This window comes from Burkholderia sp. BCC1985, from assembly GCF_905339915.1.
GTDB lineage: Bacteria > Pseudomonadota > Gammaproteobacteria > Burkholderiales > Burkholderiaceae > Burkholderia.
Map to the genome: position 1 here is coordinate 26330 of NZ_CAJPGY010000043.1, position 15920 is coordinate 42249.

Sequence of the window (15920 nt, forward strand, 5' to 3'; positions counted from 1 at the left end):
AAGCGGCCCGCTTCGCGGGCCGCAGGCGCGATGACACGCGGCCGCCCCGTGGCGGCGCGGGCAGGCCGGGCAAGCGTCAGGCGCGCAACGCCTGTTCGATCGGCACGCTGCCGCCGACGAAGCCGATGACCTTGCGCGAAATGCCCAGCTTGATCGCCTCGATCGCGGCCCACGCGACATCCTGGCGCGACACCGGCGGCGCTGCGTCGAGCGGCTCCTCGGTCAGCGCGATCTTGCCGACGCCCGGGCCGTCCGCGAGCGGGCCGGGGCGCAGGATCACGTAATCGATGCCCGACGCGATCACGCGGTCGTCACCTTCGCGCTTCATCTGCGAGTAGTGGCGCAGCGCGTCGCCGCTGCGCTCCGGCCAGTACGCGGTCAGCGAACTGATCACGACCAGCTTCTGCACGTTGTAGGCGAGCGCATGCTCGGCCGCGCGCGCGACCGCGTCGCGGTCGATCTGCTCCTCTTCGGCGGCGCCTTCCGATTCCGCCGAGCCGGCCGCGTAGATCACGTGCGTGATGCCCTGGAACGCGTGCGAGAAATCGCCCGTCAGATCGGCCTCGACGACCTTCGCGCCCGGCAGCGCATAGCCGTGCCGGCGCACCAGCGCAGTCACCTCGAATTCCGGCTGCTCCAGCAGCAGATCCGCGCAGGCCCGGCCGGTGCGGCCGGTCGCGCCAATCAGCAATACCTTCGTCGTCATGAAACCGCTCCTTGCTCGATGCGTCGTCCTTCCAGATAGGGACGGACGACCGATACTCAAGTGTATGTCGATCGGGGCGGCGGCGCTCGGGTAATTGGGGCTGTACCGCACCGAAACGGCCGGCGCGGCGCCCCGTCTCCGCGCGCTCGCGCGCACGGATCGCGGAATCGCCCCGCCGACCGGCTATCATGTGCGCGATGCATTTTTCGCCGCCAAGAAATACAACGCGGCGGCCAACCGGTTGGAGTACACATGGCATTACCCCTGGACAACGTCAGCATGGCCGTGTTCTGCGACTTCGAGAACGTCGCGCTCGGCGTGCGCGACGCGAAGTACGAGAAATTCGACATCAAGCCCGTGCTGGAGCGGCTGCTGCTGAAGGGCAGCATCGTCGTGAAGAAGGCGTATTGCGACTGGGAGCGCTACAAGGGCTTCAAGGCCTCGATGCACGAGGCGAGCTTCGAGCTGATCGAGATTCCGCACGTGCGCCAGTCGGGCAAGAATTCGGCCGACATCCGGCTCGTCGTGGACGCGCTCGATCTCTGCTACACGAAGTCGCACGTCGATACGTTCGTGATCATCAGCGGCGACTCGGATTTCTCGCCGCTCGTGTCGAAGCTGCGCGAGAACGCGAAGAAGGTGATCGGGGTCGGCGTGAAGAAGTCGACGTCGGACCTGCTGGTCGCGAACTGCGACGAATTCATTTTCTACGACGACCTGGTGCGCGAGCAGCAGCGCGCGCTGGCGAAGCGCGAACAGCAGCGCACCGGTAACGGCGGCGCGAAGCGCGCCGACGAGCCGTCGCGCAAGCCGGAACTGGAAGTGCGCCGCAGCGAGGCGATCGCGCTCGCGGTCGAGACGTTCGATGCGCTGGCGTCGGAGCGCGACGACGTCGGCAAGATCTGGGCTTCGGTACTCAAGAGCGCGATCAAGCGCCGCAAGCCGGACTTCAACGAGTCGTATTACGGTTTCCGCGCATTCGGCAACCTGCTCGACGAAGCGCAGGCGCGCGGCCTGCTCGAGGTGGGTCGCGACGACAAGTCGGGCGCGTTCGTGTCGCGGCCACGCCAGTCCGCGGCGGCGGCCGAGCCGGTGGCGGCGGCGCGCGATACGGGCGGCGCGCAGCACGGTCACGGCGGGCGCCACGGGGAAGCCGCAACGGCCGAGCGCGAGCCGCGGCGCCGCGGGCAGCAGGCGGAAGCGGCGGTCGGCGAAAGCGTGCGGGTCGATGCGGACGAGGCGGACGTCGTCGACGTCGTGAACGAAGCGGCGCTCGTGCCGGCCGCGACGGCCGACGCGAATGAGGCGGCCGACACGCACGGTGACGCGAAGGACGGCCGCAAGCGCGCGCGCAAGACCGCGGCGAAGAAGGCAGGGGCGAAGAAGGCCGGCGTGAAGCAGGCGGGCGATGCGAAGGGGGCCGGCCGTCACACGGCGGCGAATCCGGACGAGGCCGCGCACGGCGGTGCGAAGCACGGTGGCGACAAGCACGCGGAAGGCAAGCACACCGAAGGCAAGCATGCGGAAGGCAAGCAGGCAGTAGCGACGCATCGCGACGCGGACCACGGTGAGGACCGGCACGTCGCGGCGCAGCACGCGGCGCCGACGGCCGGCGAGTACGGTGCCTCGGCGGCTGCCGCGCAGCCGTCGCACGAAGCCGCACCGGCCGCCGAATCGACCGTTGAAGCGGCCGCCGACGCAGCAGCCGGCGCCAAGCCGAAGAAGCCGGCCCGCAAGACGGCGCCCCGCGCGCGCCGTCCGCGCAAGACGGCTGCCGCCGCCGAGTAACGGAGTCAGCGGGCGTCCGGGCGGGGCGGCGTCCGACCGAGGGCGCTGCCCGCGCCGCCGCGTCGGCCGGTGCAACACCGGCCGACGCGCTTCGTTATCCGTTCAGCACGTACGGCCGCGTCATCACCTCGAGGAAGTGACCGTCCGGATCGTCGAAATACACACCACGACCGCCGTCATGGCGGTAGATCTCACCGGGCTGCCGCTTCGCCGGATCGGCCCAGTGCGGCAGGCCGCGCGCGCGAATGCGCGCGAACACGCGGTCGAAGCCGGCCTCGTCGGTCAGGAACGCGTAGTGCTGGGCCGTGATCTCTCCCTCTTTTTCATAAAAATCGAGCGACACGCCGTTGTCGAGCTGGACGACCAGCATCGCGCCGAACGGCGTCGGCGCCGGCAATTCCAGAAGCTCGGTGAGGAAGCGGCTCGATGCGTGCTTGTCGCGGCACCAGACGATCGTATGGTTCAGCTGGACGTTCATGGCGGGTCCCCGGGACGGGGCGCGAGGGTGGGCATGGACACACGATAGCCGATCGCCGCTTGCGTGCAAGCCTGTCAGGCGGCCGCGTGGCGCGGCCGCCTGCTCGTGGTCCGCTTAATCCCCGGCCACCGCCGGTCCGCCCGAATCGCCGCGGCGGTTGCGGCGCTTTTCGCCCCACACGCGGAACCGGTCCATGTACAGATAGACGACCGGCGTCGTATAGAGCGTCAGCACCTGCGACATGATCAGGCCGCCGGCGATCGCGATCCCGAGCGGCGCGCGCAACTCGGCGCCGTCGCCGTGGCCGAACGCGAGCGGCAGTGCGCCGAGGAGTGCCGCCATCGTGGTCATCATGATCGGCCGGAAGCGCAGCAGGCACGCCTCGTGGATCGCATCGAACGACGATTTGTTGGCGTTGCGCGTCTGGTCGATCGCGAAGTCGACCATCATGATCGCGTTCTTCTTCACGATACCGATCAGCAGGATCACGCCGATCAGCGCGATGATGCTGAACTCGGTCTTGAACAGCAGCAGCGCGAGCAGGGCGCCGACGCCGGCCGACGGCAGCGTCGACAGGATCGTGATCGGGTGGATGTAGCTCTCGTACAGGATCCCGAGCACGATGTAGACGGCCAGCAGCGCCGCGAGAATCAGGATCGGCTGGTTGTTCAGCGACTGCTGGAACGCCTGCGCGGTGCCCTGGAAGCTGCCGACGATCGTCGGCGGCACGCCGATCTGCGCCATCGTCTGGTAGATCACCTGGGTCGCCTGCGACAGCGACACGCCCGGCGGCAGGTTGAACGAGATCGTCGTCGCGACGAACAGCCCCTGGTGGTTGACCGACAGCGGCGTCGTGCTCGGGCCGAAGGTCGCGATCGCGGACAGCGGAATCATCGTCGACTTCGACGTCGACACCGCCGCGCCCGACGACGCGCTCGACTTGCCGCTCGACGCGATCGAGTTCAGCGCCTGGTTGCGCGCGGAATCGGACGCGATCGCCGCGGCGCTCGTCGCGGCCGTGCCGGCGCTCGACGTGCCGGCCGAGGTCGCGACGAAGGTGCCGGCCGCCGCGTTGGTGGTCTGCGAGCCGTTCGCGCTGCCGCCCGACGTGCTGATCCACACCTGGTTCAGCATCTCCGGGCTCTGCCAGTATTTCGGCGCGACCTCCATCACGACGTGGTACTGGTTCAGCGGGTTGTAGATCGTCGAGACCTGGCGCTGGCCGAACGCGTCGTACAGCGTGTTGTCGATCTGCGCGGGCTTGATGCCGAGCCGCGCGGCGCTCGCGCGGTCGATCGTCACCATCGCCTCGAGGCCGCCTTGCTGCTGGTCGGAGTTCACGTCGGTCAGCTCGGCGCGCTTTTGCAGCGCCTCGGTCAGGAGCGGTGCCCACTTGTACAGCTCGGCGCTCGAATCGCCGAGCAGCGTGAACTGGTACTGCGCGCTGCTTTGCCGGCCGCCGACGCGGATGTCCTGCGCGGCCTGCAGGAACGTGCGCGCGCCCGCGACGTCCGACAGCGGCCTGCGCAACTGCTGGATCACCTGGTCGGCCGACAGCTTGCGCTCGGTGCGGTCCTTCAGCGTGACGAACATGAAGCCCGAGTTGGTCTGCGTGCCGCCGGTGAAGCCCGCGACGCTCTTCACGTTCGGGTTCGCCTGCACGATCCGCATCATCTCGGCGAACTTCAGCTTCATCGCCTGGAACGAGGTCGACTGGTCGGCCTGGATGCCGCCGATCATCAGCCCGGTGTCCTGCTGCGGGAAGAAGCCCTTCGGCACGATGATGTACAGGTAGACGTTCAGCCCGATCGTCGCGAACAGGATCAGCAGCACCAGCAGCGGGCGGCGCAGCGCCCACGACAGCGAGCGCTCGTAGCCGCGCTGCATCCGCGTGAAGAAGCGCTCGAGGAAGCGGCCGAGGCGGCCTTCCTCCTGCACGTCGTGCGCTTCGCGCAGCAGCCGCGCGCACATCATCGGCGTGACGGTGAGCGACACCGCGAGCGACACGCCGATCGCGAGCGACAGCGTCAGTGCGAACTCGCGGAACAGCCGCCCGACGATGCCGCCCATCAGCAGGATCGGCAGGAACACCGCGACGAGCGAGATGCTCATCGACAGCACGGTGAAGCCGACCTCGCGCGCGCCGTCGAACGCGGCCTGCAACCTCGGCTTGCCGTTCTCGATGTGGCGCGTGATGTTCTCGAGCACGACGATCGCATCGTCGACGACGAAGCCGGTCGCGACGATCAGCGCCATCAGCGACAGGTTGTCGATCGAGAAGCCGAGCAGGTACATCGCGCCGAACGTGCCGACGATCGAGATCGGCACCGCGACGCTCGGGATCAGCGTCGCGCGCCAGTTGCGCAGGAACAGGAACACGACCATCACGACCAGGCTGACCGCGATCAGCAGCGTGTGCTCGGTGTCCTTCAGCGACGCACGGATCGTCGTCGAACGGTCGAGCACCGGCGTGACCGTGATGTCGGCCGGCAGCGACGCGGTGAGCTGCGGCAGCGCCGCGCGCACGCGGTCGATCGTCTCGATGATGTTCGCGCCGGGCGAGCGGTAGAGGATCACGAGCACCGCGCGCTTGCCGTTCGACAAACCGAGGTTGCGCAGGTCCTCGACGCCGTCCACGACCTCGGACAGGTCGGACAGCCGCACGGCCGCGCCTTTGCGGTAAGCGACGACGAGGTCGCTGTACTGCGACGCCTGCGACGCCTGGTCGTTCGTATAGAGCTGGTAGTGCTTCGGGCCGAACTCGATCGCGCCCTTCGGGCTGTTCGCGTTCGCGGACGCGAGCGCCGCGCGCACGTCCTCGAGGCCGATCCCGTAGTGGAACAGCGCATGCGGCTCGAGCTCGACGCGCACGGCCGGGTTCGCGGAGCCGCTCACCGACACCTGGCCGATCCCGTCGATCTGCGACAGCGACTGCTGCAGCACCGTCGACGCGGCGTCGTACAGTTTCGCGGGCGACGACGTTTCCGACGTGAGCGACACGATCATGATCGGCGAGTCGGCCGGGTTGACCTTGCGATACGTCGGGTTGCTCCTGAGCGACGCGGGCAGGTCGGCGCGCGCCGCGTTGATCGCGGCCTGCACGTCGCGCGCGGCGCCGTCGATGTCGCGGTTCAGCCCGAACTGCAGGATGATCCGCGCGTTGCCGACGGTGCTGGTCGACGTCATTTCGCTGACGTCGGCGATTGAGCCGAGGTGCCGCTCGAGCGGGCTCGTCACGCTGGTCGCGACTGTCTCGGGGCTCGCGCCGGGCAGCGACGCCTGCACCGAGATGGTCGGGAAGTCGACCTGCGGCAGCGGCGACACCGGCAGCCTGATGAATGCGAACAGGCCCGCGAGCGCGACGCCGAGCGCGAGCAGCGTCGTCGCGACGGGGCGGGTGATGAAGGGGCGCGACAGGTTCATTGCTTACACGTCCGTGCGCGTGCCGGCGCCGGGGCCGTGCCGCTCGAACCAGCCGCGCACGCGGCGCGCGAGGCTGTCGAAGCCGAGGTAGATCACCGGCGTCGTGAACAGCGTCAGCACCTGCGACACGATCAGGCCGCCCGCGATCGCGATCCCGAGCGGCTGGCGCAGCTCGGAGCCCGCACCCGCGCCGACGATCAGCGGCACCGCGCCGAGCAGCGCGGCGAGCGTCGTCATCAGGATCGGCCGGAAGCGCAGCAGGCACGCCTGGTAGATCGCCTCGCGCGGCGGCTTGCCTTCGACCCGCTCGGCTTCGAGCGCGAAGTCGATCATCATGATCGCGTTCTTCTTCACGATGCCGATCAGCAGCACGATCCCGATGATCCCGATGATGTCGAGGTCGTGCCCGGTGATCATCAGCGCAAGCAGCGCGCCGACGCCGGCCGACGGCAGCGTCGACAGGATCGTGATCGGGTGGATGTAGCTCTCGTACAGCACGCCGAGCACGATGTACATCGTGATGACCGCCGCGAGGATCAGGAACAGCTGGTTCGACAGCGACGCCTGGAACGCGAGCGCGGCGCCCTGGAAGCGCGTCTGGAACGAGCCGGGCAGGCCGATGTCCTGCTCGGCGGCGCCGATTGCCTTCACGGCCTCGCCGAGCGACGCGCCCGGCGCGAGGTTGAACGAGATCGTCGTCGACGGGAACTGCGACAGGTGTGCGACGAGCAGCGGCGACGGCCGCTCGTGGAACGACGCGATCGACGACAGCGGCACCTGGCCGCCGCCCGCGGACGGCAGGTAGATGTCGCTCAGCGATTCGGCGTAATGCTGCTCCTTCGGCTCCGACTCGAGAATCACGCGGTACTGGTTCGACTGCGTGAAGATGGTCGACACGATGCGCTGGCCGAACGCGTCGTACAACGCGTTGTCGACGGTCGCCGGCGTGATGCCGAAGCGCGCGGCGCTCGCGCGGTCGATCTCGATGTAGACCGACTGGCCGTTGCTCTGCAGGTCGGTCGCGACGTCGGCGAGCGACGGCTCCTTCTGCAGCCGCGTGACGAGCTTCGGTACCCAGGTCGCGAACTCGTCCGGGTTCGGGCTCGTCAGCATGAACTGGTACTGCGTCGGGCTCACTGTGGAGTCGATCGTCAGGTCCTGTACCGACTGCATGAACAGCGAGATGCCGGTCACGTTCGCGACGCGCTGCTGCAGGTCGCGGATGATCTGCGCGGACGATTCGGAGCGGGCGTCGCGCGCCTTCAGGTTGATCAGCATCCGGCCGCTGTTCAGCGTGATGTTGCTGCCGTCGACGCCGATGAACGACGTGAGGCTCGCGACGTTCGGATCCTTCAGGATCTCGGCCGCGAGCGCCTGCTGGCGTTCGGCCATCGCGCCGTACGAGATCGACTGCGGCGCCTGCGTGATCGCCTGGATCACGCCGGTGTCTTGCGCGGGGAAGAAGCCCTTCGGTATGAACACGTAGAGCAGGCCGGTCAGCACGAGCGTCAGCACCGCGACGACGAGCGTCGAGCGCTGGCGGTTCAGCACCCATTCGAGCGCGACCCCGTAGCGCGCGATCACCCAGTCGATCGCGCGGTGCACGCGCGCCTCGAAGCGGTGGCTCTCCGGCGGCGGCGAATGGCGCAGCAGCTTCGCGCACATCATCGGCACGAGCGTGAGCGACACGATCGCCGAGATCACGATCGTCACCGCGAGCGTGATCGCGAACTCGTGGAACAGGCGGCCGACCACGTCGCCCATGAACAGCAGCGGGATCAGCACCGCGATCAGCGACACCGTCAGCGAGATGATCGTGAAGCCGATCTGTCTCGAGCCCTTCAGCGCGGCCTCGAGTCCCGTGTCGCCTTCCTCGACGTAGCGCGCGATGTTCTCGATCATCACGATCGCGTCGTCGACGACGAAGCCGGTCGCGATGGTGAGCGCCATCAGCGACAGGTTGTTCAGCGAGAAGCCGGCCATGTACATCACCGCGAGCGTGCCGATCAGCGACAGCGGCACCGACAGGCTCGGGATGATGGTCGCGTAGACGTTCGCGAGGAACAGGTACATCACCAGCACGACCAGCGCGACCGCGAGCAGCAACTCGAACTGCACGTCGCGCACGGCGGCGCGGATCATCGTCGTGCGGTCGGTGACGATCTGCACGTCGAGCGCGGCGGGCAGCGTCTCCTGCAGCTTCGGCAGCTGCGCCTTGATCGCGTCGACGGTCGCGATCACGTTCGCGCCCGGCTGGCGCTGCACGTTCAGGATGATCGCGGGCTCCGCATTGACCCACGCGCCGAGCTTGGTGTTCTCGGAGCCGGCGACGATCTTCGCGACGTCGGTCAGCATCACCGGGCGGCCGCTCTTGTAGGCGACGACCGCGTCGTTGTATTGATCGGCGCTGGTGAGCTGGTCGTTCGCGTTGATCGTGTACGCGCGCGTCGGGCCGTCGAAGTTGCCCTTCGGCGTGTTCACGTTCAGGTTCGAGATCGTCGTGCGCAGGTCGTCGAGGTTCATCCCGTACTGCGCGAGCGCGGTCGGGTTCGCCTGGATCCGCACGGCCGGCCGGTTGCCGCCCGACAGGCTGACGAGGCCGACGCCCGCGATCTGCGAGATCTTCATCGCGAGACGCGTGTCGGTCAGGTCCTGCACCTGCGTGAGCGGCAGGGTCTTCGACGTGATCGCGAGGGTCAGCACCGGCGCGTCGGCCGGGTTGACCTTCGCATAGATCGGCGGGGCCGGGAGGTCGGACGGCAGCAGGTTGCCGGCCGCGTTGATCGCGGCCTGCACTTCCTGTTCGGCGATGTCGAGCGGCAGGTCGAGCGAGAACTGCAGCGTGATCACCGACGCGCCGGCCGAGCTTTGCGACGACATCTGGTTCAGCGACGGCATCTGGCCGAACTGCCGCTCCAGCGGCGCGGTGACCGCCGACGTCATCACCTCCGGGCTCGCGCCCGGATAGAAGGTCTGGACCTGGATCGTCGGGTAGTCGACCTCGGGCAGGGCGGCGAGCGGCAGGAAGCGCAGCGCGACGAGACCGGCCAGCATGATCGCCGCCATCAGGAGGGCGGTGCCGACCGGCCGGAGAATGAAGAGGCGGGATGGATTCATCGAGCGGCCCGCGCGTTACTGGGCCGCGGGGGCCGCTGCCTGCGACGCGCCGTGCTTGTGTCCGCCGCGGCGGGCGGCCGCGCCCGATGCGCCGGACGCCGCGCCGGCGCCGTGCGCGCCCGACGCGCCTTTCGGCTTGTCGGCCGGGATCGTGATCTTCGCGCCTTCGCGCAGCCGGTCGGAGCCGTCGGTGACCACGCGCTCGCCGAGCGCGACGCCGCTGACGATGCTTGTGCGCTCGCCGTCGACCGGGCCGATCGTGACCTTGCGCACCGTCACCGTGTTGTCGGGCTTCACGATGTACACGAACTGGCCGATCGAGCCCGTCAGCACGGCGGCCGTCGGCACGATCGTCGCATCGCGCATCACGTCGACCAGCAGCCGCGCGTTCACGAACTGATTCGGGAACAGCAGCCCTTCCTTGTTATCGAAGGTCGCACGCAGCTTGACCGTGCCGGTGCTGGTGTCGATCTGGTTGTCGAGCGTGGCGAGCGAACCCGTCTCGAGCGGCACCGTGTTGTTGCGGTTGTACGCGGTGACCGACAGTTTCCGGCCCGCGTTCACCTGCTTGACGATCTGCGGCAGGTTGTCTTCCGAAGTCGTGAAGATCACGCTCATCGGCTGCAGCTGCGTGATCACGACGATCCCGTTCGTGTCGCCCGGCGTCACGTAGTTGCCGGGGTCGACCTGGCGCAGGCCGACGCGGCCCGACACCGGCGCCGTGATGCGCGCGTACGCGAGGTTCAGCTTCGCGGAATCGATCGCCGCCTGGTCGGTCTTCACCGTTCCTTCATATTGCTTGACGAGCGATGCCTGGGTGTCGACCGTCTGCGACGCGATCGAATCCTGCGACAGCAGCGTCTGGTAGCGCTTCAGGTCGAGGCGGGCCGTCGCGAGCAGTGCCGAGTCGCGCGCGTGCGTGCCTTCGGCGTTCTCGAGCGCGACCTGGTACGGGCGCGGGTCGATCTGCGCGAGCAGGTCGCCCTTCCTGACGATCTGGCCTTCCTGGAACGCGACCGACTGCAGGTAGCCCGACAGCTGCGTCTTGACCGTCACGCTCGCGAGCGGCGTCACGGTGCCGAGCGCGGACAGCACGATCGGCATCTCGCCCTGCGTCGCGGTCGCGACCGATACGGGTTGCGGAACGTTCGCCATCGCGGCGGGGCCGCCGCGGCCGCGATGGCCGCCGCCTGCGCTCGCGCCGGAGGCCGCGCTGGCCGCCGCCTGCGCGTCGGCCTGCGTGCGGTTCCACGGGTGCCACCACAGCAGGCCGCCGATGACGACGACCGCGAGCGTCCCGATCACCAGCGTGCGGCGCGGGCGGCGCGGGGCGGGGGAGGCGGGATCCTTCGAAGGGGGCGTGGGCTTTTGTTGATTGTCCATCGGGTTCTGTCAGGAAGACGGCTCGGCAGGCCGGGAAACGGGCTCGAAACCGGGCTGGAAAACGGGCCTGGGCGGCGCAGGGGCATGCGGTGCCGGAAGGCCGGCTCGGTCCGGGCCCTTCCGGTCTGCGCGGAAAAAGAAAAGAGCGGTGCGCGCCGCGAATGCGGCGCGACGATGGGCATGATCCTACGTCCCGTCCCCGTTACAGTCCAGTCGTCTATCTTTCAACGGGTTACGGTCGTTACAGAACGCGACGGGGCGATGACGGATCGATTACACGGCGCTGCGCCGGGCCGGCGCGCCGCCGATCTCGCGGGTGATTTTCGCGATGCACTCGTGCAGCGCGGGCACCACGTGTTCCTGCAGCCATTCGGGCGGGCACTGACTCGATGCGCCGCCGCAGTTCACCGAATAGCGCTGGCCCGACGGGCCGACGAACCCGGCCGCGACCGCATTCAGCCCTTCGCGCCATTCGCCGATCGCGATCGCGTGGCCGGCGCGCATCGCGTCCTCGAGGCCGGGGGTCAGGCGCGCCGATACGTGCGGCCAGTCGTCGCCGGCCGTCGCGCGCAGCGCGTCGAGCAGCGTGCGGCGCTCGTCGTCCTCCAGCGCCGCGAGATACGCGCGGCCGACCGCGGTGCGCGCGATGTCCATCCGCGAGCCGATCTCGAGGCGCGTGACGAGCACGGCCGAGCGCGGCCGGATCACGTCGATCGCGACCATGTCGAGCCGGTCGCGCACCGCGAGGTGCACCGACAGCGACGTGCGCTCGGCGAGTTCGATCATGAACGGCCGCGAGCGCGCGCGGATGTCGAAGTTGCGCAGGAAGCCGTGGCTCAGCTCCAGCACCGACGCGGTCAGCACGAAGCGCTCGCTGTCGGGCAGCTGGAACAGGAAGCCGGCGCTGACGAGCGTCGCCGTGATGCGCGACACGGTCGGTTTCGGGATGCCCGTCAATTCGGTCAGCTCGCGGTTGCTGACCGGGGCGTCGGCGGCCGCGATGCGGCGCAGCACGGCGAGGCCGCGCGCGAGCGCGGTGATCTCGTCCGGCGACGATTCGCGGTCTCGGGGCGCGGAAGGCGTTACAGATGTCGACACGAGGGATTCTCTCTATTTCCGAAACTCGATTTCATTTTGTTGGTATTGTAGGATGATTGTCAAAAGATGCATGTTCCATGGGTGAATCGTTCATCGGATGAGATTTTACGGGTTCACCCTTGGTTTATTAGGAAAGTGCTCAAATGAGCGTTGCCGGAAAGTGAACAAACCGGTGCAAATACCGCTTGACTTGTCGGGCGGAAACGGAAAGAATGTCTCACGTTTTCGAAACATCGTTTCAGGAGTTTAACCGGCAACGGTGTTTCGCGCAGTCTCTCAGGTTCTAGCACGGCCCTCGGAATGGCTAGAACTTTTTTAGCGCCACGGTCTCCGTGGCGCTTTTTTTTGCCCATCGTTTTCCTGTCGCAGGCCGGCAAGCCCGCCACCAGGGCCTGAACGCCGCGGTTGCGCCACAGCGAAGTCTACCGCGTCGCCCGCCATCCTCCCCCGAATCGCCGCGTCGTTCGGCGCCGGTCCCTCGTTTCCGTCATTTCGATCATCGGCTGGCCGCGCCGCCGGCATGCCCGCGCGGTGTGCGCCGATCGTGCGGCAAACGATGCCCCCGTTCGCCGGGGACCCCCTATGCAAAAGTAGGAGGGTGACCCATCCCGGCCTTGCGCGCGCGTCCGCAGAATGCCGGTACGGGCCGTGAAAGCTTCGCGGCCCGCGTCTGCAGCAGAGCATGACGTCCAGCGCGTGTCGCTGGCGGACCCCTTGGATGGAGGTCATATGTTCAGTACCCGCGCGTGTTGCAGCAGTGTGGCGGCACTGTTGCTCCTGATGTGCGCCGTTCCCTCGTTTGCCCAAACGTTTCGCGTTCAATGTCCGTTCACCACGCCGTCCCATCCGACGGCGCTGCCGGCCGGCGGTGCGGAACCCGCCTACACCGGACCGTCCTTCACCGGGCTGAACTCCACGCCGACCGGTATCGTCAACGGCGCCATCAAGTGTCAGCAGATCTCGGGCGGTGACGGGTACGCCACCATGGCCGACGGCACGCAGACGTACCTGTTTGCCTTCGGCCCGTTGTCCGGCATTGCCGACATCCAGGCCGGACGCGCCGGTACGGAATTCGCATCGGTGTTCAACACGGTCGGCGATCCGAGAACCGACCCGACCTACAACGGCGCGGTCGGCCTCGTGCCCGACCCGGAATCGTCGCCGCCGGGCCAGTTGACCGGCCATGTGGATCCGCGCCCGATCATGGACATCGGCGTGATGAACGGCAACATGCCGGCGCCCGAGATGGCGATCGACGAGGACGACGAGTTCTTCCTGACGCTCACGAACGTCGGCATGATCATGCGCCCCGACCTGTTCGAGCAGCACACGGTGCACTTCCACGGTTATCCGAATGCGTCGTCGTTCTATGACGGCGTGCCGGATGCGTCGGTGGCGATCAACATCGGCGCCAGCTTCACCTATTACTATCTCGCGCCCGATGCCGGCACCTACTTCTGGCACTGCCACATCACGCCGCCGGAGCACCTCCAGATGGGGATGGTCGGCCAGATCTTCGTGCGGCCGCGCCAGAACCGGGTGCCGTCCGGCCATTCGCTGTACGCCGCGCTGGTGGCGCAGCAAGGCGATCTTCGTACGCGGTGCGGCAACGACATTCTGTGCTCGACGCCGCTGCCGCCTTCGAATGGCGTGCGGCACGTCAACGACAAGAGCGGCAAGCCGACGCTCTACGCGTACAACGACGGCGACGGTTCGACTGCATACGACGTCGAGTATCCGGTGCAGATCCACGGCTTCGATCCGAACTTCCATTTCGTGGGGATGACGTTCAACCCGGAACCGTTCACCGACATGAAGGACAAGTACTTCATGCTGAACGGGCGCAGCTATCCGGACACGGTGACCCAGGGGCCGATGCAGACCCCGGTGGCCGACGGCACGGCCCATGTTTCCCAGCCGCTGCCGACCATCATCAATATCCCGGCCGGCGGCCGCGCGCTGCTCAGGATCTCCGATCTCGACGTCACCGAATTCCAGACGCTCGCGTCGCTCGGCGTGAGGATGCACGTGATCGGCGTCAACGCCCGGTTGCTGCGCGACATGGCCGGCAACGACATGACCTACTACACGAACTCGATCACGCTCGGCGGCGGCGAATCCATCGACGTGATTCTCGATGCGAGCGACACGACGAAGTACGCGCCGGGGTCGGTCTACTACCTCTACACGCCGAATCTCGATCACCTGTCGAACGACGCCGAGAACTTCGGGGGGCTGATGACGGAGGTCCGCATCTGCCCGGCCGCGCTCAACCCGGCTACGAAGTCCTGCATCTAGGAGAAATATCGTGGGCCACTTCACTCATGACATCCGGACCGCTATGTGCACGGGTGCCGGACGGCTCGTACGGCTCGCCGTGGCAATGCTTGCCGCATTGCTCTGCGGGCCGGTTCTGGCCGCCGCGCCGGGCATCACCGGCACGCATTTCGACCTGAGCGCGGAAGCGAGCCGCATCAGCCAGCCGGACGGCACGAGCGTCTATTCGTGGGGCTACGGCTGCCGCACGGCGCCGGCGGGATTCTCGCCGGCGGGCATCACGGGGGCGAACTGCCCGAGCATGCAGATTCCCGGGCCGACGCTGATCGTGCGGCAGGGCGACGTGATCACGGTGACGCTCACGAACAACCTGCCCGCGGCCGCGGGCAACACGTCGATTCTGTTTCAGGGATTCCAGGTGTGCGCGGCGGCGCTCAATCCCGACGGCTCGTGTCCGGCCGCGCTCACCGGCGTGCCCGGGCTGCTCACGCGCGAGGCGTCGCACGGCAACACGGTCACCTACAGTTTCGTCGCGGCGACGCCCGGCACGCATGCCTACTACAGCGGCACACGGGGCGACCTGCAGATCGAGATGGGCCTCTATGGCGCGATCATCGTATTGCCGACCTCGGCGCCGGGCGTGCTGGCCGTGCCGGCGGGATGCCGCGCAGTCGCCGCGACGCTGCCCGACGGCCAGCCGGACTACCGCAACGCGGCGGCGGCATACAACCATGTTTCAGCGTGCTACGACCGTGAGTATCTTTTTCAGTTCTCCGAAATGGATCCGCGCATCCATACGCAGGCCGAGCAGGAGGCCGCGAAGACGTGCACGCTGCCGACGGGCTGCATGACCGTCGAGACCGAGCCTTATCATCCCGCGTATTTCATGATCAATGGCCGTTCGATGCCGGACGACATGGATCCGAACTATGCGATGCAGTATCCGCACCAGCCCTACAACGGCAATCCGCACATGCACCCCGGCGAGCTGGTGCTGTTGCGGATCATCGGCACGGGCCGCTGGCAGCATCCGTTCCACGAGCACGGCAATCACGTCCGCGTGCTCGCGCGCGACGGCAACCTGCTGCTTGCCAAGACGGACGCGACCAAGGTCGCGGGCCCGCTGCTGTTCACCACGACCACGACGCCGGGCGAAACCCTGGACGGCATCTTCTACTGGACCGGCAAGGGGCTCAACTGGGACGTCTACGGGCACAAGCCCGGCGACGGCAGCGTCTGCATTCCCGATGCGAACGGCTACTACACCGCGGACCCGACGGCGCCGAACTACTACGAATGGTGCGCGGACCACAACAAGGCGCTCGAAGCGCATCCGTTCGGCAACGTCGGCAGCGGCGGACCGGTCACGCTGCCCGACTCGCACATCCTGACGAACGGTGCGTGGTATGGCGGCAGTCCCTATCTCGGACCGGATGCGACGATTCGCGCGACCTCGCCGACCGGCACGACGCCGCCGAGCGGCACGATCGCGAATCCGCCGGGAAGCGAAGCGGGCTTTGCATTCATGTGGCATTCGCACAATGAACGCGAGATCACCACGAACAACATCTTCCCGGGCGGAATGATGATGATGATGCTCGTCGATCCACAAGTCTTCGTGATCAACGAAGGCAACTAGAGGCGGGGAGA

Annotated in this window: 9 protein-coding genes; 3 read left to right on the forward strand and 6 right to left on the reverse strand. The window is 67.6% G+C overall.

Going from position 1 to position 15920, the window contains the following annotated elements; translation table 11 throughout:
• Window positions 1-76: 76 nt before the first annotated feature.
• The gene (locus U4Z31_RS30260) at window positions 77-706 is read right to left on the reverse strand and encodes an SDR family oxidoreductase (RefSeq protein ID WP_124487395.1); all 630 of its coding nucleotides are present in this window, start codon (window positions 704-706) and stop codon (window positions 77-79) included.
• Between the two features lie 252 nt (window positions 707-958).
• On the opposite strand from U4Z31_RS30260, the gene U4Z31_RS30265 reads away from it, so the two are divergent.
• Window positions 959-2494 carry an NYN domain-containing protein gene (locus U4Z31_RS30265; protein WP_321812232.1) on the forward strand — a complete coding sequence of 512 codons (1536 nt, stop codon included), beginning with the start codon at window positions 959-961 and terminating at the stop codon, window positions 2492-2494.
• A 94-nt stretch (window positions 2495-2588) separates the two neighbouring features.
• Here the strand turns inward: U4Z31_RS30265 and U4Z31_RS30270 are convergent, their stop codons facing one another.
• From U4Z31_RS30270 to U4Z31_RS30290, 5 genes are all read right to left on the reverse strand, one after another.
• Window positions 2589-2972 carry a VOC family protein gene (locus U4Z31_RS30270; RefSeq protein ID WP_374692660.1) on the reverse strand — a complete coding sequence of 128 codons (384 nt, stop codon included), beginning with the start codon at window positions 2970-2972 and terminating at the stop codon, window positions 2589-2591.
• A gap of 114 nt (window positions 2973-3086) precedes the next feature.
• Entirely contained in the window at window positions 3087-6395 is a 3309-nt protein-coding gene (locus tag U4Z31_RS30275) for an efflux RND transporter permease subunit (protein ID WP_321812233.1), read from the reverse strand.
• 3 nt (window positions 6396-6398) lie between these two features.
• The gene (locus U4Z31_RS30280) at window positions 6399-9512 is read right to left on the reverse strand and encodes an MdtB/MuxB family multidrug efflux RND transporter permease subunit (RefSeq protein WP_321798529.1); all 3114 of its coding nucleotides are present in this window, start codon (window positions 9510-9512) and stop codon (window positions 6399-6401) included.
• Between the two features lie 15 nt (window positions 9513-9527).
• Window positions 9528-10895: an MdtA/MuxA family multidrug efflux RND transporter periplasmic adaptor subunit gene (locus U4Z31_RS30285; RefSeq protein ID WP_321812234.1), complete on the reverse strand. Its 1368-nt coding sequence runs from the start codon at window positions 10893-10895 to the stop codon at window positions 9528-9530.
• Window positions 10896-11168: 273 nt separating this feature from the next.
• Window positions 11169-11993: an IclR family transcriptional regulator gene (locus U4Z31_RS30290; RefSeq protein WP_124571054.1), complete on the reverse strand. Its 825-nt coding sequence runs from the start codon at window positions 11991-11993 to the stop codon at window positions 11169-11171.
• A 729-nt stretch (window positions 11994-12722) separates the two neighbouring features.
• On the opposite strand from U4Z31_RS30290, the gene U4Z31_RS30295 reads away from it, so the two are divergent.
• Both U4Z31_RS30295 and U4Z31_RS30300 read left to right on the forward strand, forming a co-directional pair.
• Window positions 12723-14291 (forward strand): multicopper oxidase family protein, encoded by a 1569-nt coding sequence (locus U4Z31_RS30295; RefSeq protein ID WP_321812235.1) that lies wholly within the window; start codon window positions 12723-12725, stop codon window positions 14289-14291.
• Window positions 14292-14376: 85 nt separating this feature from the next.
• The gene (locus U4Z31_RS30300; RefSeq protein WP_260426259.1) at window positions 14377-15909 is read left to right on the forward strand and encodes a multicopper oxidase family protein; all 1533 of its coding nucleotides are present in this window, start codon (window positions 14377-14379) and stop codon (window positions 15907-15909) included.
• Window positions 15910-15920 lie beyond the last annotated feature (11 nt).

Excerpts from the sequence above, each read along its gene's own strand:
- U4Z31_RS30280 (WP_321798529.1), bottom strand. The coding sequence starts at position 9,512 with ATGAATCCATCCCGCCTCTTCATTCTCCGGCCGGTCGGCACCGCCCTC.
- U4Z31_RS30260 (WP_124487395.1), bottom strand. The coding sequence starts at position 706 with ATGACGACGAAGGTATTGCTGATTGGCGCGACCGGCCGCACCGGCCGG.
- U4Z31_RS30275 (WP_321812233.1), bottom strand. The coding sequence starts at position 6,395 with ATGAACCTGTCGCGCCCCTTCATCACCCGCCCCGTCGCGACGACGCTG.
- U4Z31_RS30270 (WP_374692660.1), bottom strand. The coding sequence starts at position 2,972 with ATGAACGTCCAGCTGAACCATACGATCGTCTGGTGCCGCGACAAGCAC.
- U4Z31_RS30300 (WP_260426259.1), top strand. The coding sequence starts at position 14,377 with ATGCTTGCCGCATTGCTCTGCGGGCCGGTTCTGGCCGCCGCGCCGGGC.
- U4Z31_RS30285 (WP_321812234.1), bottom strand. The coding sequence starts at position 10,895 with ATGGACAATCAACAAAAGCCCACGCCCCCTTCGAAGGATCCCGCCTCC.
- U4Z31_RS30295 (WP_321812235.1), top strand. The coding sequence starts at position 12,723 with ATGTTCAGTACCCGCGCGTGTTGCAGCAGTGTGGCGGCACTGTTGCTC.
- U4Z31_RS30265 (WP_321812232.1), top strand. The coding sequence starts at position 959 with ATGGCATTACCCCTGGACAACGTCAGCATGGCCGTGTTCTGCGACTTC.